The sequence below is a fragment of the Paenibacillus marchantiophytorum genome, from assembly GCF_014640555.1.
In the GTDB taxonomy this organism is placed as follows: Bacteria; Bacillota; Bacilli; order Paenibacillales; family NBRC-103111; genus Paenibacillus_E; species Paenibacillus_E marchantiophytorum.
The window spans coordinates 25,223-49,052 of record NZ_BMHE01000007.1 but is presented as its reverse complement, the minus strand read 5'-3'; the positions used below and the strand labels follow the sequence as shown (position 1 = coordinate 49,052).

The window sequence follows — 23,830 nt, the reverse complement described above, 5'->3', positions numbered from 1 at the left end:
TTTCACCCATACAGAGGAACTACGATGCACCGATATGTGACCAATCGGGCGATTTGAAGAGATAATCGGAGTAATCGCGAATGGTTGCTCCATCAATGAGCGAAATAGCGTCTATTTGTCCCAAATAACGTATCGACGTTCTTTTTGGTGTGTGTTACCCTAAGGTGATGATGGGGTTCTTCGCTATATGCTGCGATGAAATTGACCGGCGGATAAAATTGTGAATCTATCCGTTTGTACCGAATAGAAAAGAGGATTTTGCTATGAAGAAAGGTCTTTGGTACGCCATTCTTGCCTATACGGCTTGGGGCTTACTGCCGCTATATTGGAAATCGTTTGAAACGCTGCTAGCGGGTGAAATCCTGTCTCACCGTGTGGTTTGGTCATTTGTTTTCATGGCTGTTTTCCTCTTGATAGGACGCGGGCGATGGCCAGAAATTCGCAAAATGGTGACGAACGGCAAAGTCCTGCTCCTTGTAGGGGCAAGCGGGCTGCTGATCAGCTCGAATTGGCTCATCTTCATCTGGGCAGTCAATAATGGACATGTGATCGAGACCAGCTTGGGCTACTATATTACGCCGCTGTTCAATGTTATGCTGGGTGTCTTTTTTCTGCGTGAAAAACCAAGCGGCAGTCAATGGCTTGCTGTTGCATTGGCAGGCGCAGGCGTGCTGCTCGCAACGATTGACTACGGCCGATTCCCATGGATTTCAGTCACGCTAGCGACTACCTTCGGCCTATACAGCCTTGTGAAAAAGAGAGTTTCCTACGACGCGTCTATCGGTCTGGCAGGGGAAACGGCCGTTGTTTTCCCGATAGCCCTGGTGTACGTTATTTACTTACATCTGACGCATCATGACTCGGCTTGGTCGCTGCCGCCGCTTTCATTAACTCTTTTATTACTATCGGGTGTGGCAACCGCCTTGCCTTTATTATGGTTTGCCAAAGCGGCTGTTCGACTCCCGCTCTCCATGCTTGGATTCATTCAATATATTGGTCCTTCCATCACCCTGATGCTCAGCATCTTCGTATTCAAAGAAAATTTCTCCCCGATGCTGCTCATCAGTTTTGCCTTGATTTGGACGGCGCTAGTTGTCTACGCAATGGCATCAGTGAGAGTGGCGAGAACTTCTGTAGCCAAATAAATCCCCAAAGAAGAACTGGCAGTCTGAGCTGCAGTTCTTCTTCTTTTTTTATTCCCCCCTGCTATAGATTAGCTTGATCCAACAATGGCAGAAACTTGTTGGCCGCAGGCGAGAAATGTTTATTGCGAGGATAGACATAGCTGATTCCGCGAAGAAATTGGATGCCTTGTATAGGAACCTTAACCAGCAAGCCGTGTTTGAGTTCTTGTTGGATGGCAAAGTTAGAGACAATAGAAACGCCGAGATTATGAATGACGCCTTGTTTGATGCCTTCCAAGTTACTGATTTCCATATAATGCGGGGGCGTAAAGCCATGCTCTTGGAATTGATCTTCCAGGTAGACGCGCGTGGCGGATTTATTCGGTTTTAGAATGAATGTTTCGTTGGTCAAATCTGCTAGGGTACATGTCTTCTGCTTAGCCAGCTTGTGCTCGGGGTTCACGATGAGAACGAGTTCGTCCTGATAAAAGGTAGTTCGCTGATAACGCGTTTCATCTATCCGCACACGATCTGACAGAATTAATAAATCCACTTTATTCGTCTCCAGCATGTGAATGAGATGATTGGAAGATGTGATATTCATATTAATTTTAATATTGGGGAATGACGTCGTGTACTCTCGCAGCATGCGTGGGAGCAGGTAAACACCGACAAAATTGCTGGCTCCTATGGATAAAGTTCCAAAAGATAGATCCTCGAGCTGGCGGATATGATCCTTGGCCGAGGCAAGTAAGTTGATGATTTGTTCCGCGTAGGGTTTGAAATGTTCGCCTTGTTTGGTTAAGTACAGTTTTTTGCCGATTCTGTCGAATAGGGGAACACCCAGGTCATCTTCCATGCTTTGAATCTGCATACTGACAGACGGCTGGGAGCAATAGAGCCGTTCAGCTGCTTCCGTAAAATTAAGGCATTCTGAGAGTGTTAGAAAGGTTTGGAGTTTATTAACGTTCATCGTGTACCTCGCTAGTATAGAGTGATATCTACTACTATAACAAAATATTATGATAATTAAAATTAAATCAAATTGTTTTATAGTATTGTTTTAGCTAAAATGAAAGCGAATACATTATAAGTTTGAGGAGAATGATCGATGACCAATATCCTGACGACCCCAGAAAAGGATGGAAAGGAGCCGCAACTCCCCAAGAAGAGCAAAGCGGAAGACATCATGAAAAAGTGGGGAATCCCGCTTGCCGTCATTGTGGGACTATTGCTTTTCTTCATGCCAACGCCAGCGGGCTTGAGCGCAGAAGGGCAAAAAGCTATCTCTATTTTTACAGCATCGCTAATTCTCTGGATAACTACACCGATTCCGATTTATTTAACATCCATTATGGCGATTTTGCTGCTTCCACTAGTTGGAGCTGTGAAAGATCAGGAAGTGGCCTTCGGAACATTAGGCTTTGACGTTATTTGGTTAATGGTAGCCGCATTTATTCTTACTTCCGCCATGATGAAATCTAATTTAGGCAGAAGATTCGCCTTATGGATGGTTACGAGTTTCGGGAAAACACCCAAAAGAACGCTGCTCGTCCTTATTATTATTAATTTTGTGCTTGCTTTCTTCGTCCCATCAACAACGGCAAGAGCAACGCTAATGGTGCCTATCTGCTTAATATTGCTTGAAGTCTACCGAGCAATGCCGGGCAGCAGCAATCTAGGGAAAGTTATGATGCTGCAAGGCGTCCAGGCAGACGCGATCGCGACATCCGGCGTTATGACAGCCACTTCCGGCAATATCATTGCCGTGGGCTTTATCAACGAACAAGCGGGCGGGCATATCGGCTATATGGATTGGCTGCTCGCTTCTATGCCTACGGCGATTATCACGATGGGTCTGACCTTCTTCATTGGGTTAAAGCTATTTTCCATCAAAGGGGAATCCAACTTCCAGGATGCTATGGGGACGCTGAAAGATGAATTGAAGAAGCTGGGTTCTTTTTCACTGAATGAAAAGAAGGCTTTGATCATTTTTGTTTGTACGGTCCTTCTTTGGGCGACTGGCGATTATCAAAAAGGTTGGTTTGGTTTCTCTATCAGCACCGAACAAACCGCGGTTCTTGCGGCGCTATTTTGCCTGCTGCCTAGAGTTGGGGTACTGACATGGAAAGAAGCGAACATCAAATGGGAATTGATGATATTCGCCGCAGGCGCTTACGCGGTTGGCAATGCACTCGATAAATCCAAGGGCGCGGAATGGATCATTAAGAATGTAGTCAGTTTCCTGGGACTAGAACATATGAGTCATACCTTGGTTTATGTGGTGGTCGTGTTCCTCAGTATGTACAGCCATCTCATTTTTACGAGTAAAACGGTGCGCGTGACGATCTTGATCCCGGCTTTCATCGCGCTAGCCAAATCACTGGGCATGGATCCTGTGCCTCTTGCCTTAGCAGCAGCTATGACAATGACGTACACGATTACGCTGCCTCCGCATTCCAAAGTAAACACCATCTATTTCGGAACAGGCTATTTCTCTGTCTTGGATCAAGTGAAATATGCCATTGTGACTTGTTTTATCGGTGCTAGTGTCATCAGCTTATCTATTTTCACCTGGTTTAAATTGCTGGGATTATAAACATATATGGAGGAGACCATGCTTAGAAGAAAAGTTATTGTGGCTATAGCTGACGGATTAGGGGATCGACCTCACCCTTTATTAGGTCAGCGAACACCACTCGAATATGCCGCAACGCCAAATCTTGATCGGTTAGCAGCAAAAGGCACAACGGGGATGATGGATTTAATTGCTCCTGGCATTCCTGTGGGGACGGACATGGGGCATCTGATTTTATTTGGCTATCAACCGCATCACTATCCAGGACGCGGGCCGATCGAGGCATTGGGTATTGGGATGGCAGTTAAAGCGGGGGATGTCGTGCTTCGCTGTAATTTTGCCACCGTGAACGAGAATGGGATTGTTGTAGATCGCCGTGCGGACCGCATACGAGAGGGGACGGATGAATTAGCTGACGCCATTAATGGGATTTGTATCGACGGCGTTGAAATTTATTATCGCGCAGCTACTGAACATCGCGCAGTGCTCATTCTTCGGGGAGACGGATTGAGTGATCAAATCAGTGATTCTGATCCCAAAGCGCCCAATGACGGCGTAGCCTTTCATCCGATAGAAGCGCTTGACCATACGAAGGAGGCTGAGCGAACAGCGGCTGTCTTGAATCGCTTCCTTCAGAAGGCTCACGACATATTGTTGAACCATCCGGTAAATGCGCGGCGTCAGAAACAGGATCAGAATCCCGCTAATTTCATCTTGACCCGAGGGGCTGGGCAATTGGCTGATCTTGACCCCATTGTCAAACAGCTATCGATCCAAGGGAGCTGCATTGCGGGTGAAAGCACCGTTTTGGGCGTGGCTCAACTTGCCGGATTTAAGACGGTGACGGCAGCCAGCATGACGGGGAACATCGATACGAATATTGAATTAAAAGCCCAAAGGGCACTGGAAGAAATATCCGAGAGTGATATGGTCTATGTCCATTTGAAAGCGCCGGATGTAAAAGGCCATGATAACGAACCTTTCGAGAAGGCAAGAGCGATCGAGCTGTTCGACCGGATGGTAGGGCTTATCGCAGATAAGCTGCCGGAGGATACTTACCTGGCTCTTGCGGCGGATCACTCCACGCCTTGTGAGATAGGTGAGCACACAGGCGATCCTGTGCCGATTCTTATTTATGGGCCAAGTATCCGCAGAGATCGCAATACGAAGTACAATGAGATGGATTGCGCCTATGGCGGGCTTGGACGTTTATCCGGAGCAGATTTCGTCAGAACGCTGCATGGGTTAATGGGGGTTGTGAAAAAGCAAGGCAACTAGATTGCAAAATGGCTGTCTCTCCAAGGTTGGAAACTGGAGAGCGGCCTATTTTGGCGTCAACAGCCACCAGCCGCGTCATCTTAGTAACGAAATACGGTTGGGCAGCATGATATGGTGAAAGTTGCCTACACCAGCTGCCTCTCGCAGAGGGAGGGAACTACAGTTCACTATTCTAGTAAAAAGTGGAATTCTCGCGAGCCAAAGGGAACTACAGTGCTCTATTCTGCTGTTTTGTGGGAAAATGAGCGCTTTTCGTAGAAATAAGACCCTGTAGTTCCGCTATGACCCTCGTATCCCTACTTTTTGCCTAAATAGCGTCCTTGAGTTCCCTTTGCCTAGGTTTTGTTGCTAGTAAGACTCAGTTGGTGCTGCTTTTCAGTCATTCTATGCAGGAGCAATCATTTGCCACGACACCATTAAATCGAAATTAAATTTTACGGTGATAATTATATTTCAAAATAAAAATTCGAATCAACGGATGTCAATTTTAGTCATTTTTAGATATTCATCTTGTTTTTTTGAGCAATTCTTCGTATGATGAAAGGGAATTCAGCTCGGATACTTTAGGATGAGTAGGGAAACCAAATGTCAATTAATGATAATATTTTGATTAAAATTCGAGATATGAAGGACAGTTTAACGCCGGTTGAGAAGCTGGTAGCCGAATATATACTGGAGAATCTAGATGATATTCCGCATCTTTCCATCAAGAGTCTCGCACAGCTGACGAAGACCAGTGATGCATCCGTGCTGCGTTTCTGCAAAACGATGGGGTACAAAGGTTACCGCAACTTTATTGTCAGTATTTCGGCTTCGCTCGGATCGATGGATGAGGAGCAGAAGGATCAGTATACCGATATACAGCCTGGGGATGATTTATCCACTATCATTTCTAATATTTCCCGGAATAACAGCAAATCCATTGAGGATACACTAAGTGTCATCGATAAAAATGAAATCGCGCGAGCCGTCAGAGTGCTCTGTGACAGCAATCGCATTGTGTTTTTTGGCATCGGTGCGTCAGGCTTGGTCGGGATTGATGCGGAGCAGAAATTTTCCCGAATTAACAAGATGTGCCATACCTATACGGATGGACACAGTCAGCTTACGGCAGCAACACTCCTGGGAAAAAGCGATGTAGCGATCTTCATTTCCAATTCCGGCAGCACGATTGAAATTCTGGATGCGCTAGAAATTGCCAAAAAGAATGGCGCTTGCATTATTGCCATTACCAAATATAACAAAAGCGAGTTGGCCGACAAGGCGAATATTGTATTAAGCATTTCGACGCCTGAAGTTACGATCAGAAGCGGGGCGATGGGCTCGCGAATCGCGATGTTAACGGTGATCGACATCCTTTTTGCCGGGGTGGCCAGCAGCGAATACAAACATGTGAAGAAATATTTATCCAAAACGCACGATATTATAGCAAGCAGCAAACATCGCAAATAAATGACAAAGACAACGACTTAGCTACCTAAAGTCGTTGTCTTTTTTTGTTGTAAAATAAAATAAAAAATCAAAAGTTTATTGTAAAATAAAATAAAATTTCAAAAACTATTGACCGTGATGAAACTTTTCGTTAGTATAAATTTATGAAATTCAAAAAAAACAGGACAGGAGGATGGCTATGGATGAGTATCTGTCAGGATTGACTACGGAAGAGATTAATGAGCAAACGCTGATGATAGATGAAGGTACAACGGAACAGATGCTTCGTTTGATGAATGAACAAGACGCAAGGGTGCCGGGCGCTGTAGCTGCGGAAATACCGCAGATTATGAAAGCGGTTGACATTCTGCATCGCGTTCTCAAGAACGGCGGCAGAATGTTTTACGTAGGAGCAGGATCGTCTGGCAGACTCGGTGTGCTCGATGCTTCTGAATGTCCACCTACGTTTGGGATTGATCCCATGCTGGTGCAAGGTCATATTGCCGGTGGCGATGGGGCGCTTCGAACAGCAGTGGAAGGCTTTGAAGATAATGCAGAAGAGGGGATCGCACTGATAGAACGGTGCGGCGTGACAGACAAAGATGCTGTAGTTGGAATTACAGCCAGCGGGAGCGCACAGTTCGTGATTGCTGCTTTGAACAAAGCGAAGGAACTGGGAGCTGCAACTATCGGCGTTGTGAATAACAAGCATTCCAAGTTAGAGTCTGTCTGTGAAGTATGTATTGCTCCTGTGGTGGGGCCGGAAGTGATTATGGGATCTACCCGTTTGAAAGCGGGGACAGCACAGAAGCTGGTTCTCAATATGCTGACGACTTGTACGATGGTGAAGCTTGGCAAAACATACAACAACCTTATGGTTGACATGAAGGCAAGCAACATCAAATTGTATGATCGGTCCGTGCGTATTATCAAAATAGCGACAGGCGTAGACGACAGCCAAGCGATTGCCTATTTGGAGAAAGCGTCGATGAATTGTAAACTAGCTATTATGATGATCAAGACCGGCATGGATGCCGCGGAAGCAGGGCAAGCCTTAGAACAGTGTGACGGTAGTTTGAAAAAAGCAATAAGCACCTTTATCAAAGTTGTATAAATAACGCAATATAAAAAAGGTTCCTAAACTGGGAGGTTAGCTTTTTATGAAAAGAAAAATGCATGTATTAGCATCCGTCGTCGCTTTAACCATGGCCCTAACGGCTTGTGGGGGTAAAACTGAAAGCAATACAGCCGGCACTTCCACGCCAGCCGCATCTGCAAGCACGTCAACGTCAACGGCCAAAGATACCATTACCGCATTGCTTCCACCGGTTTCACCAAACTACCAGAAGACTTTCGAACAAATTGCCAAGGATTTCAATGCCGCGAACCCGAACCTGACGCTGAAAATCGAACCAGCAAGCTGGGAAGATATGACGCAGAAGCTGGATACGCAAGTGAATGCAGGCAGCCCTCCGGATATTGCTTTCATCGGTTCTGAAGGCATCTCCAAATATGTGCAGCAAGGCATGGTACTTGATATCACCGATACAGCGACCAAAGAAATGGTTGCTGACTACGACAAGGCGCCGCTTGAATATATGAAGAACGGCAAAGGCCTCTACGGCTTCCCGGCTTATATGGAAGTGCACGCCCTGGGCGGTAACAAAGCGTATTTGGAAAAAGCGGGTATCGACTGGAAGAAAGTTCAACAAAATGGTTGGACATTCGATGAGTTCCGTGAAGCGATCAAAAAAGGTGTTATTAAAGAGAATGGTCAAACGAGCACATACGGCTTTGTATTCGCTACCAAAGGTGTTGCTGCCAAAGATTATTTGGGTATTATGGCCAAAAATGCAGGCATGCCAGCTCCGTTTGATAAAGATTTGAAATATGCCTACACAAGCAAAAACTATTTGGGATTGCTCAAAAATCTTCGCCAGTTAATTGATGACGGTTCCATGCCCAAAGAGCTTAGCTCCGTTGATGCAGGGAAACGCTGGAATATGTTCTTGACGGGTCAAACGATGATTACGGGTAAAGGTTTGGCTACGTTCGAGAATTCGGCGAAAGCAAACAACGCCAAAATTACAGCGAATGACGGCAGTGCTGTCAAAGGCAGTATTCCTGTCGATTACATCGTATTGCCAGCTCCAACGTTCCAAGGAGCTAAAGCTTCATCCAGCACAGTCGTAGACGGTTATGTGACTTTCCGCGGTAAAAAAGAACCAACTGCTGAGCACAAAGCGAATGTGGTTAAAGCGGCTTACTTCTTAGCTAGCGGCAAAGTAGCGGCAACGACGAACAATGATTTGTTCGCAGCGCACATTACACAAAGCGGTAAAAAAGCAGCTGAAAGCATGAAAATTGATCGCAGCCCAGACAATATCATTGCTGTTGACAATATGCTTAAAAATGCAACACCAGCTCGTCCTGATATCCCGAGTGACCTTGGGGCCAAAGCAATTAAACTAGAAACAGAAGTTATTGTACCTAAATTCCAAGGCTTAATTGCTGGTGAGATTACGGCAGAAGCGATGTACGAAGCTGTTAAAACAGCGGCCATTGCCGCGTTTGGCGAAAATGGAATTGTGAAAGACTAATCTAGGTATCAACCCTTCGGATAGTCGCGCATCGAAAGTGCGACTATCCGAACTATTTTAACATGAGTTTTCTGAAAGGGGGTTTGACAGTATGGCTAATATCGCCGGATCGATAAAAAGAAGGAGAATCAAAGGCGAAGGAGCCTGGGGGTATGCTTTCATTGCTGTAGCATTGGTGGCCTTTGCCATGTTTACCGCTTACCCGGTTGTCAGCGCCTTTATGATTAGTTTGCAGGAATATAAGCCGCTAGGCTCCACCTATATTGGTTTGGACAATTATACGAATTCATTAAAAGATGCTTTATTTTGGAAAGCAATGGGCAATACGCTCCTTTATACCGTTCTTACCGTTCCTGTGAATCTACTTTTATCCATGGCAATCGCTGTATTGATTCTGCCACTCAGGAAGAAAACGCAGTCCTTCTTCAAAGCCGTTTACTACTTGCCAGTCGTTGCTTCTGGCGTCGCGTTATCCGTCGTATGGCTATGGATCTTCGATCCAATGGAAGGCGGAATTCTTAATCAGCTGATTCGATTCTTCGGCTTCAGCAATCAAAACTGGCTGGGTTCAAGCAGCACGGCTATGTTCTCTTTGGTTCTCATGTCCTGGCTATCCAGTCACGGTACCAGCATTATTATCTACCTAGCGGGATTATTGGGGATAGATGATGCGTATTACGAGGCGGCAGAGCTCGATGGAGCCAATTTCTTTCAGAAAATTCGCTATATCGTAATTCCTGCCTTGAAACCAGCTACGCTGTTTCTGTTAGTAACGGGTGTCATCGCTTCCTTCCAAGTGTTCCAGAACGCTTATCTGATGACAGGTGGCGGACCCAACAATGCCACCACGATGGTTGGTTTGCTGATTTTCAACAATGCGTTCACCTATTTTGAATTCGGTAAAGCAGCCGCGCAATCACTCATACTAGCGGTTATCATCGCAGGAATTTCGGTTATTCAGTTTAAATATGCCGGCAAAGACGTCGAGTATTAAGAAGGGGGGATACAAAAATGGCATTGTACAGCACTCATGCAGGAAATCCGAAAGTCAAGACTACGCGAAATACAATCATTTTTATCGCCCTTCTTCTTTTCGCTTTGGCGACCATATTTCCAATTTATTTCATGGTGATCTCTTCCTTTGCGGATCCGGTCGAGGCCGGGGCGGTCAGTTATTCTATTTTGCCAAGTAAATTTACATTCGCTTCTTTCAAATTCTTCTTTGATTACAGTGAATATTCGTATCGTTGGATATTGAACTCGCTAATCGTAGCCACAACGGTGATGATTTCGAACGTGATTTTTGCCAGTATGGCCGGGTATGCCTTCTCCAAGCTTCGTTTCAAAGGAAGAGGTCCCTTGTTCGCTGTGCTGCTTGTTTCGATGATGATTCCTTATCAGGTGACACAAGTTCCCTTGTACATCTTGGTTGTTAACGTGTTTGAACTGCAAAATACGTACAGCGCGTTAATTATGCCGAGTATTGTCACGGTTTATAACATTTTCTTAGCCAAACAGTTTATGGGCAGCATCCCGAATGAAATTATGGAATCTGCCAAAATTGAAGGCTGCAGCCAGTTCCAGATTTACTGGAGAATTATCCTGCCTCTGTCGAAAACGGTTCTCGCCGTTATGGGGATTCTGACCTTCATGGACAGCTGGAACACGTTCTTCTGGCCGCTTCTCGTCACGAATACGATGGATATGCAAACGATTCAGGTAGGTTTGAAAAACTTCCGCTTCGCCAATACGACGTTCATCGCGCCTATGATGGCTGGTGCAACGATCTCAGCATTGCCGATGTTTATCCTGTTCTTCAGCTTGCAGAGATACTTCCTAGAGGGTGTAACAGTCGGAGCAGTGAAAGGTTAATCAAGGCTTCGGGGGAGGCAGCATATCATCATGATTGTGTCCTGGGATGATTCATACACACAAGCTGTTATTGATTTATGGAATGAGGAAGCTGTCCGAGATGGCTACAAAGAGCTGACGCGGCAGAGCTTCGATGAGATTTTCTTATCCAACCCTTATTTCGATAAGAAGAATACGTTTGTTCGATTGGTGTCAGATCAAGTCCAAGGTTTTGCTTGCGGATGCACGGGCGATGATTTGCCGCTTGGCAATGTGGCAGGCTATATCACCTGTATCGTCTTGTCGCAACCGCACCAAACCGATGGAAATTACGGGGAGTTGTTAGCTGCTTTGGAGCAGCGCTTCATCGACTTGGGCAAAAAACAGGCAGACATCCTTTTCTTTAACCCGATGCTGCTGCCATGGTATATACCGGATACACCGAACCATGAACACAACAATGCGCCTGGTGTGCCGGTAGATAGCAGGTTGTATGCGTATCTGCTTGCGCATGGCTATCAGGAACGGGCCAAACAGTGTGCGATGTACTTGAACCTAGCAGGATTCACCCTTCCGCAAGAAATTAAAGCCAAGGAAGACAAAGCTGGTGCCCAGGGTTATCAGGTGGCCTTATTTGACCCCATGAAACATGCGGGTGTTGATCATATGCTTAATGGCTTTAATAATGTACTATGGCAAAAGCAAATCGGGCAATGCGTGGCAGACGGTGTGCCTGTGGTCATTGCTGCATATAAAGGCGAACCCGTCGGATTCGCTGGGCCGGTCATTCGGCAAGCGAACGGCCGTGGATATTTCGCCGGCATCGGTGTCCTTCCCGATCACGAAGGACACGGGTTAGGAAGCATCCTTTTCTTCAAGCTTTGTGAAGCTTTTCATGCGATTCAAACCGATTATATGTCTTTGTATACCGGCAGCACGAATCCGGCAATCCGCATCTATGAAAAAGCTGGTTTTACAACCGTCAAACAATTTTCTGTTATGAGAAGGGAGTTTGTATCATGAGCGAAGAAAAGTTAACGATTCTGGCCATCGGCGGACACGTAGGCGATGCCGAATTAACGGCAGGCGGCGTATTGGCAAGCCACTCATTGAAGGGGGATCGCATTGCGACCCTGGCACTGACGGCAGGCGAACGCGGCGTTCCGGCAGGAGAAGATATGGCCGAATACCGCGTGCAGAAAGTGAAAGAGGCCAAAACGTTTGCCGAGATGCTGGGCGGGGAAGCGTTCGTATTCGACGATATTCCGGACGGCGAACTGCCGGATAACCAAGAGATGCGTTTCCGTGTATGCGATGTCATTCGTCAGGTTCGACCTAACGTAATTATTACCCATTGGAAGAACAGCATGCACAAGGATCATATGACAACACACCGCATCGTGAACGATGCCCGCTTTTTTGCCGCCTTGCCGACGTTCGAGCGGGAGCTTCCGGCACATTTTGCCCAGAGATTGTATTATGCCGAGAACTGGGAGGATGCGGTCGACTATCGTCCGTATGTGTATGTCGACTTTGACGTAGAAGCTTTTGATCTATGGGTGAAGGCGGTATCTACGCATTGGTTCGTAACAGGCAGCAAATCATTCCAGTATTTGGAGTATTACAAACATTTGATGAGAGTCCGCGGCCTGGAAGCCAGAAAGCAATATGCACAAACGTTCATGATTCCGGAAGAAAATATGCGTGTGCTCAAAACTGAATTATAGACAGTATCCGACCTCTGCACGCAGCCGCTTATCCAACATAAGGCTCGGGTAGGGGTTTTCTCAATCAAACAGGAGTGAGGAAATGGCAATGATTCTTAACGGTATTGATGGTATCAGGCAATATGCACATCTCTTCAAAGGGAAACGTTTGGGTCTCATCACCGCGCCAACCGGATTAAACAGTGACTTTGTATCCACGATTCAAATTTTACATGAACAATTCCAGCTAACCGCTTTATTTTCCCCTGAACATGGGGTGCGTGGGGATCAAGCTGCTGGCGCTCAGGTAGAAACGTATCTGGATCCGATAACCAAAGTGCCGGTCTATAGTTTATATCGCAAAGATTCCAAACGGTTAACGCAAGCCATGCTGGATGAAGTCGACATGGTCGTCTATGATATTCAGGATGTAGGTGTTCGCTATTATACGTTCATTTATACGATGCTGTATGCTTTGGAAGACTGTGCGAGGGCAGGCAAGCCTTTTGTCATTTTGGACCGGATTAACCCGCTGGACGGTGTGACCGTAGAAGGAAATCAGTTAAAACTCGGCTACCAATCCTTTGTAGGCAACTATCCGCTCTGTGTCAGATATGGGCTGACTGTTGGTGAATTGGCCACAATGGTGAATGATCAAATGAACTGGCAATGCGAGCTGCATGTGGTGCGCTGTCAAGGCTGGGAGAGGCAGATGCTGTTTCCTGAAACAGGCCGCCAGTGGGTGATGCCGTCCATGGGGATTCCGCGGTTTGAGACCGCCTTGCTTTACACTGGCACCTGCTTGTTCGAAGGGACGAATCTATCTGAGGGCAGAGGGACAACGGTTCCTTTCGAAATCGTTGGAGCGCCATTCATCGATGCCCAGAAGCTGGCGGATGACATGAACGCGAAGAAGCTGCCGGGGGTTCTGTTCCGTCCGGTTTATTTCAAACCGACATTCTCCAAGTTTCAAGGAGAGCCCTGTAGCGGCGTACAGCTGCATGTGCTCGATACACGGACGATACGGCCATTAGAGACCGGTGTTGCATTACTGTATACGATCAAAAACAACTATGAACAGTTCGCTTTTCTGCCACCGGTGAAAGAGGGATCGCGGCCTTTTATTGATTTATTGGGCGGCGATAAGGTATACCGGGAAGACAGCGTGGATGTTCCGGCGCTGCTGGAGCAATTTCGTGAGGAAAGCCAACTCTTTGGACAAATCAAAGAGCGATATCATTTATATCCATAAGCGCACCCAAGAACAAAGGACGTGTTCAGATGAAGAGATATGTCGCAGGACTTGATGGCGGCGGCACCAAAACCGCCGTGAATGTGGCAGATGAGACTGGCAAGTTGGTGCACGCCTTCACATCCGGTGCTATTAACTATAACGGACAAGACGAGCTTAGTATTCGCCAAAGTTTTCAAGAGATCTTCGAGACGATTGCTACTGCTTGCGAGGGTCTTGATGCGTGCGCGCAAATTGTTATTGGAGCAGCAGGGGTCAGTAATCCTTCCGTAATCGCCCGGCTGGAGGCGAATGTTCGCGCCTGTGGTTATCACGGAGAGCTGCTCATAACAGGGGATCAGGAAACGGCGCTATGCGGCGCGCATGAAAGTGAATTCGGGATTATCCTAATTGCAGGGACCGGGTCGATATGTTATGGCAAAAATGAAGCGGGCTTCACTCACCGCAGCGGCGGTTATGGCTACCTGATTGACGATGAGGGCAGCGGCTACAGCATCGGGCGCGATTTGCTCGCCGCATTGGTCCGTTCGCAGGATGGCCGATTGCCAGAAACCGTTATAACGGGCATGGTGTATGAACAGCTTCAACTTTCGTCGGTCCAGCAGATTATTGGGTTTGTGTACGACAAACAGACGAACAAAAAAGATATTGCGGCCCTTGCTCCTATCCTGTCGGCAGCTTGTGAGCTTGGCGATAAAGCAGCTCTAGGCATTGTTAATAAAAGCGCACAGGCTTTATGTGAAATCGCCGTTCCTGTCGTTGAGAAGCTGTCTCTGCAAAGGGGATCTCTCGCCATGGCGGGGAGTGTTCTGATGAAAAACACCTATGTGCAGAGCTTGTTCGCTGCGCAGTTGAATGAGATTTATCCACAGTTAACGTGTATAACAGCTAAAAACGATGCAGCTAACGGTGCGGTATGGATGGCCTTAAACCGTCTGGGAAGATAGCTGACAAGAGTGTTCGGATAAGGGAGAGAGATAGCGGATGAAACAGGTTCATACGATGACTTTGCGAGAAAAAATAGGACAGATGCTGCTTTGTGGGTTTCAAGGCACAGCCGCAACGGAAGAACTGGAGACGCTCATTACAGAGCACCGTATTGGCGGTGTTATTTATTTTGCGCGTAATGTGGAAAATACCGGGCAGGTGGCTGGCTTATCGAACCGTTTACAGCAAATTGCTGAACATGCAGACACCGTGCCGCTGTGGATTTCGATCGATCAAGAGGGCGGGATGGTAGCCCGGATTACGGAAGGTGTCGCTTTAATGCCAGGGCAAATGGCCTTGGCTGCGGGCGTTTTGGGGAGTGCGGAAGCAGGAGCAGCGAATGAAATCCTCGCACGTAATAACGCTGCTTATGAATCGGCCTTCGTATCGGGAACTGAGCTGAGAACACTGGGCATCAATCTCAATTTCGCGCCAGTGCTGGATATTAACAATAATCCGGACAACCCGGTTATAGGGGTTCGTTCCTTTGGGGAGTCCAGTCAGCTAGTGGCTGAATTCGGCCAACAGGCGATTGCTGGCTATCAAGATGCGAATGTTGTCGCGACGGCTAAACACTTTCCAGGACACGGGGATACGAGCGTAGATTCCCACTTGGACTTGCCGACCATTACGCATGACCAAGAGCGGATTCGCGCAGTGGAGTTAGTTCCTTTTGTAAAAGCCATTGAAAATGGCGTTGATGCGATCATGTCATCGCACATTTATTTCCCGGCGTTGGAGTCGCAAAAGCTGCCAGTGACTTTATCCAAATCGGTGTTAACCGATTTACTGCGTGAAGAACTGGGCTACGAAGGCGTTGTCATGACAGACTGCATGGAAATGCACGCCATTTCGGAGCATTATGGCACGGTTGAAGCCAGCGTCATGGCGGTCGAGGCCGGCGCTGATCTGATTCTGATCAGCCACAGACGAGACCTCCAGATCTCTGCCATTGCCGCGATCGAGCAGGCCGTGAGCGAGGGGCGAATAACGGAAGCGCAGATTGACGCTTCCGTCAGCAGACTGCTCGCGCTCAAGGAGCGGCGAGGCGTAGTTGGGCCGCAGCTTGGCGCAGCAGCAGATGTGGGGACCGCCGCGCATTGCGCGGTCGCACAGCGCTTGAGCGAGGCGAGCATCACGCTCGTCAAGGACGAGCGCCAGCTGCTGCCGCTGCGGCGCGCAAGAACGCTCGCCGTCACCGTGGCCGCAGCCGTTTCGTCGGGCGTCGACGAAGCCTACGCGGGGCCAGCGAGCTTGGGAGCTGCGCTGGCCGAGCACGGCCTTGACGTGCTCGATCGCGTGCTGCCGCTGCACGACGTCAGCGAGCTCCACGCATCAGTACTCGCCGACGCGCAGCATGTAGAGCAGATCGTTGTCGGCACCTACAACGCGAGATTCCACCCCGCACAGGTTGAACTCGTGCGTGCTCTGCAAGAGCTCGGCAAGCCGCTGATCGTCGTCGCGCTGCGCGTGCCTTACGATCTGCTTGAGCTGCCGGATATTTCTACCTTCATCGCCGCGTACGAAAGCCGTCCGTTGGCGCTGCAAAGCATAGCAAGATGTTTGCTGGGTGAGCTGATCCCGCAAGGGCGCCTGCCGATCACGCTCGGCGCGGAGTATCCCGCAGGCTGGAGATGGGGGGACGAACTATGAACCTTCTATCCCTTTTGAATCAAACGTCACTGACGGTTGCAGGCCTCATGTCGGGTACTTCCCTTGATGGCATCGATGTGGCCATCGTTCGCATCGATGGCTGCGGCGTCGACGCCAAGGTGCAGCTGCTCCATTTCGAAAGCTTCCCGTATGATGACGAATTGCGCGAAAAGCTCAAACAGATGTGCTCAATTGAGCATTCGGATGTGGCTCTTCTATGCGGCATGAACTTTGCCATCGCGGAGAAATTTGCGGATGCGGTTGTGCAAACTGCCGCAGCGGCCAACATGCGGGTGGATGAGATTGATCTCATCAGCTCGCATGGTCAAACGGTTTGGCACATCCCTGTAGCGGATGAAACCAATCCGTTCCTACCGAAATCGACGCTGCAAATCGGCGACTTATCCGTCATCGCCAAGCGGACGGGCGTAACCGTCGTAGGCGATTTCCGCACCGCCGATATGGCGGCTGGCGGCCAAGGCGCGCCGCTTGCGCCATATGGGGACTTCATTATGTTCCGCGATGAGGCCAAAGGGCGCATCCTGCAAAATATCGGCGGCATCGGCAATTGTACAGCGATTCCGGCTCAAGGGACGGGAACTGCAACCGATGCCGGCAACCTCATCGCTTTCGATACGGGTCCGGGCAATATGATCATGGACCAAGTGGTCTATGAACTGTCCGAGGGCAAGCTGTCCTATGATGCAGATGGCGCATGGGCAGCTCGCGGGCAAGTGAACACAGAGCTGCTCGAGGAGATGCTGGCTCATCCTTATTTCGCGCAGCTTCCTCCCAAGACAACGGGACGCGAACTGTTCGGCAAAACGTATACCGCGACATGGCTCAAAGCTGCCTTGGAGCGCGGGCTTGCCCATGAAGATATCGTCGCTACAGCGACGGCGTTCACAGCGCATTCCATCGCACGGTCATATCAAGATTTCATCTTCCCGCAATATGACATGGCGGAAGTCATCGTGAGCGGTGGCGGTGCGCGCAATCGTACACTGCTAAGCATGCTGCAGGAGTTGCTCCCTGAGCAAGCGATTCTTACCTCCGATGAGCTCGGTATTTCCGGCGATGCCAAGGAAGCGATTCTGTTCGCTCTGCTCGGCAACGATTTCATTCACGGCGTGCCGAACAACTTGCCTTCGGCCACCGGAGCCGATTGCCCGACGATTATGGGCAAGCTGGCTTTGCCATAGGTTGCTTTGGGGAACTCCGTTAAATGAGTGTCAAGGGGATCGACGATCCGCTATTTGTGACAAAGCGGCCGAAATTTGTGCTCAGTGGGAACGTAGATACGTTATTTTGTCCGAATCAGCCAATTTCGGGGGTGGAACGGCGGAATAGAGGAACGACGTTCCGCCAAGGGGCGCTTTTGAGCGGTTTCAGCAGAAATAGAGGATCTAAGATCCCTCTGGGGTCAAATTTGTTTGGTTGGTGGAGTTAGATAGAGGGTGGGGAGAACTTGTAGCGTGGCTGCTAAGGAAAGTGGCTAGATTGTTGAAGATGCGAAGCGCGTCTAATAGGGCTCGTTATGCTTCTTTAGCGGATTGCATTGGATTTACTCCAATGCAATCCGGCTTATGTGCGTAGAGATTCGGTTTGAGTGGATTCTATCCAGTAAAACTTCGAATTTAGCTGCTCAGGAGCCGAATTGAGTCATCCCATTGGACAAAATCCAATGAAACTAAGTTATACAGGGCTCACACAGGGATTCTGATGGAGTTTTTCCAATGGAGAGCTTATTATCCACCTCCAACCATTCGCACAAACATTCGCACAAAGAAGGCTGCCATCCGAGAGCAATACTCGAAGGCAGCCTTTGCTTTATGTGGTGGAGCTCACCTGCAGCAGGTGGGCTTCTTTGGCTTTGTTGAAGTACGTGAAGGTGAAGAGATAATCACCTTTGTAGTAGGTGTTCGCGTAGGCGCCAGTTCCGGCGCCTACGGCTGTTTCCATCACGTTGTAGCCGGCATCGTTGGGTTCTCCGCGCTTTTTGACGGTCTCGATGACTGGCTGCAGCAGCGCCAATGGCTTCGAGCCCCAAATGCTGAGGGAGGTCACGACGGCCTCCTTGGGGTTGGCCTTGGACGGCTCGACCAGCAGCGACAGCTGGTAGGCCGGATAGCTCAGCAGCAGCTTAACGCTTGCTGCTGATGCTCTGACGTCGCCCGCGCCAGCACCAGCGCCAGCACCCGCAACGCCACCAGCGCCACCCGCAACGCCACCAGCGCCACCCGCAACGCCACCAGCGCCACCCGCTGGATCAGCGGCCGCCGACTCCGCGGCAGCAGAGTCGCTCGTCGCCGGCGGCTCCTGCCCTGCAAGCAGGACGCTCGCATCCTGCAGCGTCACTTCGCCAGGTTTGCCCAGCAAGTCTTCGACTTTCTTGCTGGACAAACCGAGGAAGCTCTGCAGGCTGGCCTGGCCGCCTGCAAAAAAGCTCCGCAGCAGCGGCGCGCCGTCTGCATCGAACAACGAGCCAATGCCGTCATAGACGCCGGCCTTGAAATCGCCCTTGTAGACGAGTTTGCCCAACTCGTCATACGCCTCTCCGGCGCCAGTCAGCGCGCCGCCCTGGAACGTGCCTTTGGTACGCGGCACGCCTTTGTCATCGTATGCGGTGCCTTCCCCGCCATACGTGCCTGCAAGGAATTGGCCTTTGTATTTCATCAGGCCATTCGTATAGAACTCCGTGCCGTCTCCGGAATAGCTGCCGTTCTTAAAGCCGCCTTCATAGATGAGAAGGCCCTTGGGATCAAACAGCTTCCCGGCCCCGCTGTATTGGCCTGCCGCAAATTCGCCCTCGTAGAGGGCGATGCCGCCGGAGGTGAACAGCTTGCCAGCTCCGTTATAGAGCCCTCCGTTAAACGCGCCTTCATATTTAAGATCGCCGCTGGGCGCAAATAATTTCCCGGCGCCGCCGTATTTGCCGTTTTGAAACTCACCGATGTACAGCACTTTCTGGTTCTGATCATACTGCGTGCCAGCTCCATTATAGGCATCGCCGGCGAAAGCGCCTTTGTACTGCAAGGTGCCATGCTCGTCGTAGACGGAGCCACTGCCTGATTTCTGCCCTTTTTCAAAATCGCCTTCATAAGCAATTTGGCCGTTTTTGTGGAACAGCTTGCCTTTCCCGGCGTACAGGCCGTCGACCAAATCGCCTTCATAGCGGGCATCTTTTTCCGTGCCAACCACTTTGCCGCTGCCAGAGAAGCTGGTCAATTTGGTTGAGTTCTCTTGGAGAATTGGCACGCGATGAAGCCATTTGTTCACGATCGCCGGCGGGCGAATAAAGATAAAAAAGATCAATACGAGAATCACTAGGGTGGCGAATAGCAGCAGGCGTTTGGAAATATAGTAGGAGCCGATCAGCACATAGTTTTTGAGTGAAGTTTCACGTGTTTGCAGCATGACTCTCAGCATCTGCTGGAACTTGATAATCGCTAATTTAGGGAGTCTTCCAATGGTTGCGATGGCTTTCATGACATGACCGATGAACGGTGCTACGACGGGCTTTAGCACTCTTTCAATCGTTTTGACCGGCTGGATCTCCAAATGTGTTCACTCCTAGTGGGGATGATTAATGGGGTGTTGGCGATAAAGTTATGGGACTTGGATGGTCATTTGACCAGGCTGTTGGATTTGAATGACGCCGCCCCAGTTGCACATGCACTTGGAGGAATTGTTCAGAGCGGGCATGTTGGCGACGAGCACGGTTGGTGAACCGGGAACCCAGGGAGCAGCCGTCACAGGTATGCAGGGCATGGGGGTCAGTACGCCTAACGCAGCGGCAGTAGCTGCAGCCACAGTTGGATTAGCTAGGGAGTTGCACATGCCAAACGGTAAAATGTTCACCAGAGGCTTATTATCCATAATATTGGCTATTGGCATCGCGGTCATGACCATATTGGCTGGCAGCACCATCAGGGTGCCGGGCGCAGCGCCGAACGAGCATTGCAGCATCGCTCCGCCACAGACGAGGTTTCCCATTCGGATCTCTCCTATTCGTTGCAATTCTATTACTTTCATACTACTAGAAAAGCGGTTCAGCAGCAATCTATTACTATATTCGATGGGTTTCGCTAATTTTCTCCAAAAGTGAGTGCGAGAGTGAAGGAGATATTGTACTATAAAAGGAGAGAAGTGCGGAGCGGAGGGAATCATTGTGATCGAGGTCAAATGGGTAAAATGGGGTCTTGTTCTACTGCTCGGAGCATCATCATTTCTAACAAATGGTCCCCAAGTGGAAGCGCTGACGGTAAAATCCTTAACGATGCAAGAAGCAATGGCTCAGGGGGTCAAAATCAGCGCGGTGTTGCGGGATGCACGGACAGATATTTTGCAGAAAAAAATAGAGCTGGAGCAGGCCCAGCATGCGGTGAAAAGCGAGGAGGCCAAAGCTTCCGGTCTTTTTGCCAAGCCACGCAATTTAAGTCAGGATCTGCTGACGCAGTTGAAGGTGCCGGAGGCGAGCAAGGGGTTGTATCTTGCCCAGGAAACACTGCGGCAGTCGATGAACGCCGTCCAGATTGATGTTCAGAAAGCATATTTAACAACTTATCAGGATGCGGCAGCGGAAGAGCAAGCGCGCAAGCGGTGGGAAGAAGCCAAGACGGCTGTGGACACAGTGAAAAAGAAGCGCAAGTTTGGACTTGCAGATGCAGCCGAACAGGAGAAAGCGGATACGGCGCTGGAGAAGGCATCGTCCTCTTACAAACAAGCGCAACTGTCGGCCAAATCGAGTCGATTAGCGCTCGGCAAGCTGCTGAATATCGAGATGGAAAATAAGGTTGAGCTTTCTTTTGAACCGGATTATGCAGATTTGAAGCAAGACAAGCTGCCTGCTTACATAGCAAGCGCGCTGAAATCAACAGTCAATTTGCTCAAAGATTCGGAGGTTCGCCGTTTGGCTGACAATAAGCTGAATACGACCCGTAATTTATACAGCTCGAAATTTGGTTCCGCACGAATGAAGGTCATGGACGGCATGTATAAGTTGCAGGATGTGGACATGGAACTGTTTATGGCTAGCTATGAAACGACGCTTGCGCAGGTGAAGAAAGATTGGGAAGGTTTTTTCCTGCTGCTTGGTGTCATACCGATTCCCAAATCGCTGCTCCAAGGAGAGTTTGACGGACTGCGCTATTTGAACGATCTGCGGGATGCGCTGCCGATTGCGACGATGGAGCAGAACAAGGCGGTGCTGCAGGAAAAAGAAAGTCGAACAGCGGTGATCGCTGCCGTGAGGCAATCTTTTCTCGAAGCCAAGGGAGCCGAAGAGGGCTATGCCCAAGCTCTGCGCGATCGGGACAATGCCAAAACCAATTTAGATAAGGCCACGCAAAAGGTCAAGTTAAGCTTGATGAAAACAGAGGAGCTTCCAACGTTCCAAGAAGCCGTGGTTACGGCGGATAGACAGATACTTGCTGCGCAGGTCAGTTATAAAACGGCTTTAGGCAAGCTGGATTTGGATACGGGAGGAACTGTTGGGCAGACGCTGACAAAGGGCATCCTGCCGTATCGCAATCTGGATGATGGACTCGCAGCGGTTAAACCGCAAAAACCCCAAGCACCTGTGGGTACGTGGAAGTTGAAGCCAGCGGTCGGCCCGCTGCTTAGTGATTTCAGCCTAAAGGTAAATAAAAAGCTGGGGGCAACCGAGTACGCTGTGTTTACCAAAGACGGTCATCCGATTGGCAAGCGTACGAAATTGAAGAAATCAGTGCGGAATCTGACACTGAGGTTTAGTCAAATCGATAATCTCAAGGTAAATCTGTATCAAAAAGGGAAAAAGATTGCTGAGTTTGCCCTCGAAGGCAAAGGAAATTCGGGTCAACTCGCAGCCGCCGTCAACAATGAGGCAGGCACCGACAGCGGGGAGACTGCCGCAGAGGACACAGGACTTGGAAAGGTCATCATAGGTTCCTACAAAGTTCAGCTCGAAGCACTTACACCTGCGGCTTACAATGCCGCTGCGGCGACGATGGCCAAGTCGGGGCAAGGGGTTTTTTATCAATCTGCTGAGCCAGGGGCAGGTTGGTTCGGTCTTGATAATGCTGTAGATCCAAGCGTTCTGACGGATTCAGGCCGTTCGGCAGCACTCTCGAAGGAAGAATCGGCCGCACTGAAGGTGACCGTGGAAATAACGAAGCCTGGCGCGATTGCCGCCACAGAAACGCCTGCACAATTACAGCAGCAGATTGATGCCTTGAAGAAGGATATCGTGAAGCTGGAAGCTGCCAAAGCCGCTGCAGTCACAGATATGAAACTGACCGAGATCGCGGATTTGGCGGTGCAGCTGAAGGATGCACAGGCCCAGCTCGGCATGGCGGAAGCGCTGCTTGCCGGCGACGCCGGAGCAGCGCTCAAGCAGATAGAGCTGGTGAACAACCCGGACGCGCTGATCGCAGCGCTGGCTGAGGAGGGGGCGGCGCCGCCTGCGGAACCGGGCGGCGGGGCCGAGACTGCGGCCAGCGAAGATCAGCTGGCCGAGCAGTCTGAGCTCCAGCAGGTGAAGCTGGAGCAAGCCATCGCCGCCGGCGATGCCAGTGCGGCAGCAGCTGCGCTGTTGCCGCTGCTGGCGACGCAGGCGCAGCTCGCGGATGCGCAGGCCGGCGCATCCGAAGGCGTGGCTTCGCTCGCCGCAGCGAAGCAGAAGCTGCAAGCTGCGCTGCGCGAAGCACAGGCGCAGCAGGACGCAGAGCGGGTCGCGACGCTGACCCGCTCGCTGGCGGCCGTCGACGAGGCTGCGCAGTCGATGCAGAAGGATGCGCTGTTCGCGCAGCTGGATGCCGTGCAGGAATTGGCGGCTAGCTTGCCGCTGGATTCCTCGGTGCAGCCGCTGCTTGAACAGCAGGTCAACAAGCTGCTGGGCCAGCTGCAGCAGCAGGAGAAGGCCAAGTACAGCGCTGAGGAGCTGCAGAAGCTTGCAGATCTTGCGGCGGCTCTGGCCCAGACGACAGCGATCCCCGAGGATCTTGATGTCAGCATTCGACCGATCGCAGCAGAAAATGTTTTTTCACCTAATATTTTCATCAAATTCGACGCTCCGCCTGTTATAATAAATGGGCAGGCCTATTTACCTATACGATCTGTATCCGAATCATTCGGAGCAGCCGTGGATTGGGAGCAAGAGAGCATGACGGTTACGGTCAGCTCGGATTATGCGGCCATTACTTGTCAGATCAACAATGCTACGGCTTACATAGATGGAGAGCCCTTCCAAATCGAGGCGCCTGCCTTGCTTCTGGAAGGAAAGACCTACGTGCCATTAAGATTCATTTCTGAATCTTTGGGCCTACAGGTGGAATGGAACGCCCCTACGCAAATTATTCAGATTGCCAATTAAGAGGAGATTACAGAGC

At 49.7% G+C, this 23,830-nt stretch carries 18 protein-coding genes; 15 read left to right on the top strand and 3 right to left on the bottom strand.

The genetic code is table 11. The annotated features are described in order from the left end of the window. The first annotated feature begins 263 nt into the window (after positions 1–263). Complete coding sequence (gene rarD, locus IEY34_RS09440; protein ID WP_189010692.1) at positions 264–1,145, top strand: EamA family transporter RarD; 882 nt, start codon at positions 264–266, stop codon at positions 1,143–1,145. Between the two features lie 61 nt (positions 1,146–1,206). On the opposite strand, the gene IEY34_RS09435 is transcribed toward rarD, so the two are convergent. Further along, entirely contained in the window at positions 1,207–2,097 is an 891-nt protein-coding gene (locus IEY34_RS09435; RefSeq protein WP_189010690.1) for a LysR family transcriptional regulator, read from the bottom strand. Positions 2,098–2,235: 138 nt separating this feature from the next. Here IEY34_RS09435 and IEY34_RS09430 point away from each other — a divergent pair, with 138 nt between their 5' ends. The 13 genes from IEY34_RS09430 (at position 2,236) to IEY34_RS09370 (ending at position 17,662) form a co-directional block, all read left to right on the top strand. Continuing rightward, positions 2,236–3,723 carry an SLC13 family permease gene (locus tag IEY34_RS09430; RefSeq protein ID WP_189010688.1) on the top strand — a complete coding sequence of 496 codons (1,488 nt, stop codon included), beginning with the start codon at positions 2,236–2,238 and terminating at the stop codon, positions 3,721–3,723. Between the two features lie 18 nt (positions 3,724–3,741). Continuing rightward, entirely contained in the window at positions 3,742–4,980 is a 1,239-nt protein-coding gene (gene apgM, locus IEY34_RS09425; protein WP_189010679.1) for a 2,3-bisphosphoglycerate-independent phosphoglycerate mutase, read from the top strand. A 585-nt stretch (positions 4,981–5,565) separates the two neighbouring features. Beyond that, on the top strand, positions 5,566–6,432 hold the full coding sequence (locus tag IEY34_RS09420; protein WP_189010677.1) for a MurR/RpiR family transcriptional regulator: 867 nt from the start codon (positions 5,566–5,568) through the stop codon (positions 6,430–6,432). 178 nt (positions 6,433–6,610) lie between these two features. Next, positions 6,611–7,525 (top strand): N-acetylmuramic acid 6-phosphate etherase, encoded by a 915-nt coding sequence (gene murQ / locus IEY34_RS09415; protein WP_189010674.1) that lies wholly within the window; start codon positions 6,611–6,613, stop codon positions 7,523–7,525. A 46-nt stretch (positions 7,526–7,571) separates the two neighbouring features. Beyond that, positions 7,572–9,011, top strand: a complete 1,440-nt coding sequence (locus tag IEY34_RS09410; protein ID WP_189010672.1) for an ABC transporter substrate-binding protein — start codon at positions 7,572–7,574, stop codon at positions 9,009–9,011. Between the two features lie 91 nt (positions 9,012–9,102). Continuing rightward, on the top strand, positions 9,103–10,005 hold the full coding sequence (locus IEY34_RS09405; RefSeq protein ID WP_189010662.1) for a carbohydrate ABC transporter permease: 903 nt from the start codon (positions 9,103–9,105) through the stop codon (positions 10,003–10,005). 17 nt (positions 10,006–10,022) lie between these two features. Further along, positions 10,023–10,883, top strand: a complete 861-nt coding sequence (locus IEY34_RS09400) for a carbohydrate ABC transporter permease (protein ID WP_189010660.1) — start codon at positions 10,023–10,025, stop codon at positions 10,881–10,883. A gap of 30 nt (positions 10,884–10,913) precedes the next feature. Beyond that, positions 10,914–11,885: a GNAT family N-acetyltransferase gene (locus tag IEY34_RS09395; RefSeq protein WP_189010657.1), complete on the top strand. Its 972-nt coding sequence runs from the start codon at positions 10,914–10,916 to the stop codon at positions 11,883–11,885. Then, positions 11,882–12,589 carry a PIG-L deacetylase family protein gene (locus IEY34_RS09390; RefSeq protein ID WP_189010655.1) on the top strand — a complete coding sequence of 236 codons (708 nt, stop codon included), beginning with the start codon at positions 11,882–11,884 and terminating at the stop codon, positions 12,587–12,589. Before IEY34_RS09395 ends, IEY34_RS09390 begins: the two co-directional genes overlap by 4 nt. 88 nt (positions 12,590–12,677) lie before the next feature. Beyond that, entirely contained in the window at positions 12,678–13,820 is a 1,143-nt protein-coding gene (locus IEY34_RS09385; RefSeq protein WP_189010985.1) for an exo-beta-N-acetylmuramidase NamZ family protein, read from the top strand. A gap of 29 nt (positions 13,821–13,849) precedes the next feature. Further along, positions 13,850–14,767, top strand: a complete 918-nt coding sequence (locus tag IEY34_RS09380) for an N-acetylglucosamine kinase (protein WP_189010653.1) — start codon at positions 13,850–13,852, stop codon at positions 14,765–14,767. 37 nt (positions 14,768–14,804) lie between these two features. Next, positions 14,805–16,460: a beta-N-acetylhexosaminidase gene (gene nagZ, locus IEY34_RS09375; RefSeq protein WP_189010650.1), complete on the top strand. Its 1,656-nt coding sequence runs from the start codon at positions 14,805–14,807 to the stop codon at positions 16,458–16,460. Next, positions 16,457–17,662 (top strand): anhydro-N-acetylmuramic acid kinase, encoded by a 1,206-nt coding sequence (locus IEY34_RS09370; RefSeq protein ID WP_189010648.1) that lies wholly within the window; start codon positions 16,457–16,459, stop codon positions 17,660–17,662. The genes nagZ and IEY34_RS09370 overlap by 4 nt, the downstream gene beginning before the upstream one ends. A 628-nt stretch (positions 17,663–18,290) precedes the next feature. Here IEY34_RS09370 and IEY34_RS09365 read toward each other — a convergent pair. Together IEY34_RS09365 and IEY34_RS09360 are read right to left on the bottom strand one after the other, a co-directional pair. Beyond that, positions 18,291–20,021: an MORN repeat-containing protein gene (locus IEY34_RS09365; RefSeq protein WP_189010646.1), complete on the bottom strand. Its 1,731-nt coding sequence runs from the start codon at positions 20,019–20,021 to the stop codon at positions 18,291–18,293. Between the two features lie 48 nt (positions 20,022–20,069). Continuing rightward, complete coding sequence (locus IEY34_RS09360) at positions 20,070–20,456, bottom strand: DUF4280 domain-containing protein (protein ID WP_189010644.1); 387 nt, start codon at positions 20,454–20,456, stop codon at positions 20,070–20,072. A gap of 175 nt (positions 20,457–20,631) precedes the next feature. Here IEY34_RS09360 and IEY34_RS09355 point away from each other — a divergent pair, with 175 nt between their 5' ends. Beyond that, a complete protein-coding gene (locus tag IEY34_RS09355; RefSeq protein ID WP_189010642.1) occupies positions 20,632–23,814 on the top strand; it encodes a stalk domain-containing protein in 3,183 nt (1,060 codons plus the stop codon). Positions 23,815–23,830 lie beyond the last annotated feature (16 nt).

Bases quoted from the DNA above. Each gene is read 5' to 3' on its own strand.
- rarD (WP_189010692.1), top strand. From the start codon at position 264: ATGAAGAAAGGTCTTTGGTACGCCATTCTTGCCTATACGGCTTGGGGC.
- IEY34_RS09435 (WP_189010690.1), bottom strand. From the start codon at position 2,097: ATGAACGTTAATAAACTCCAAACCTTTCTAACACTCTCAGAATGCCTT.
- IEY34_RS09430 (WP_189010688.1), top strand. From the start codon at position 2,236: ATGACCAATATCCTGACGACCCCAGAAAAGGATGGAAAGGAGCCGCAA.
- apgM (WP_189010679.1), top strand. From the start codon at position 3,742: ATGCTTAGAAGAAAAGTTATTGTGGCTATAGCTGACGGATTAGGGGAT.
- IEY34_RS09420 (WP_189010677.1), top strand. From the start codon at position 5,566: ATGTCAATTAATGATAATATTTTGATTAAAATTCGAGATATGAAGGAC.
- murQ (WP_189010674.1), top strand. From the start codon at position 6,611: ATGGATGAGTATCTGTCAGGATTGACTACGGAAGAGATTAATGAGCAA.
- IEY34_RS09410 (WP_189010672.1), top strand. From the start codon at position 7,572: ATGAAAAGAAAAATGCATGTATTAGCATCCGTCGTCGCTTTAACCATG.
- IEY34_RS09405 (WP_189010662.1), top strand. From the start codon at position 9,103: ATGGCTAATATCGCCGGATCGATAAAAAGAAGGAGAATCAAAGGCGAA.
- IEY34_RS09400 (WP_189010660.1), top strand. From the start codon at position 10,023: ATGGCATTGTACAGCACTCATGCAGGAAATCCGAAAGTCAAGACTACG.
- IEY34_RS09395 (WP_189010657.1), top strand. From the start codon at position 10,914: ATGATTGTGTCCTGGGATGATTCATACACACAAGCTGTTATTGATTTA.
- IEY34_RS09390 (WP_189010655.1), top strand. From the start codon at position 11,882: ATGAGCGAAGAAAAGTTAACGATTCTGGCCATCGGCGGACACGTAGGC.
- IEY34_RS09385 (WP_189010985.1), top strand. From the start codon at position 12,678: ATGATTCTTAACGGTATTGATGGTATCAGGCAATATGCACATCTCTTC.
- IEY34_RS09380 (WP_189010653.1), top strand. From the start codon at position 13,850: ATGAAGAGATATGTCGCAGGACTTGATGGCGGCGGCACCAAAACCGCC.
- nagZ (WP_189010650.1), top strand. From the start codon at position 14,805: ATGAAACAGGTTCATACGATGACTTTGCGAGAAAAAATAGGACAGATG.
- IEY34_RS09370 (WP_189010648.1), top strand. From the start codon at position 16,457: ATGAACCTTCTATCCCTTTTGAATCAAACGTCACTGACGGTTGCAGGC.
- IEY34_RS09360 (WP_189010644.1), bottom strand. From the start codon at position 20,456: ATGGGAAACCTCGTCTGTGGCGGAGCGATGCTGCAATGCTCGTTCGGC.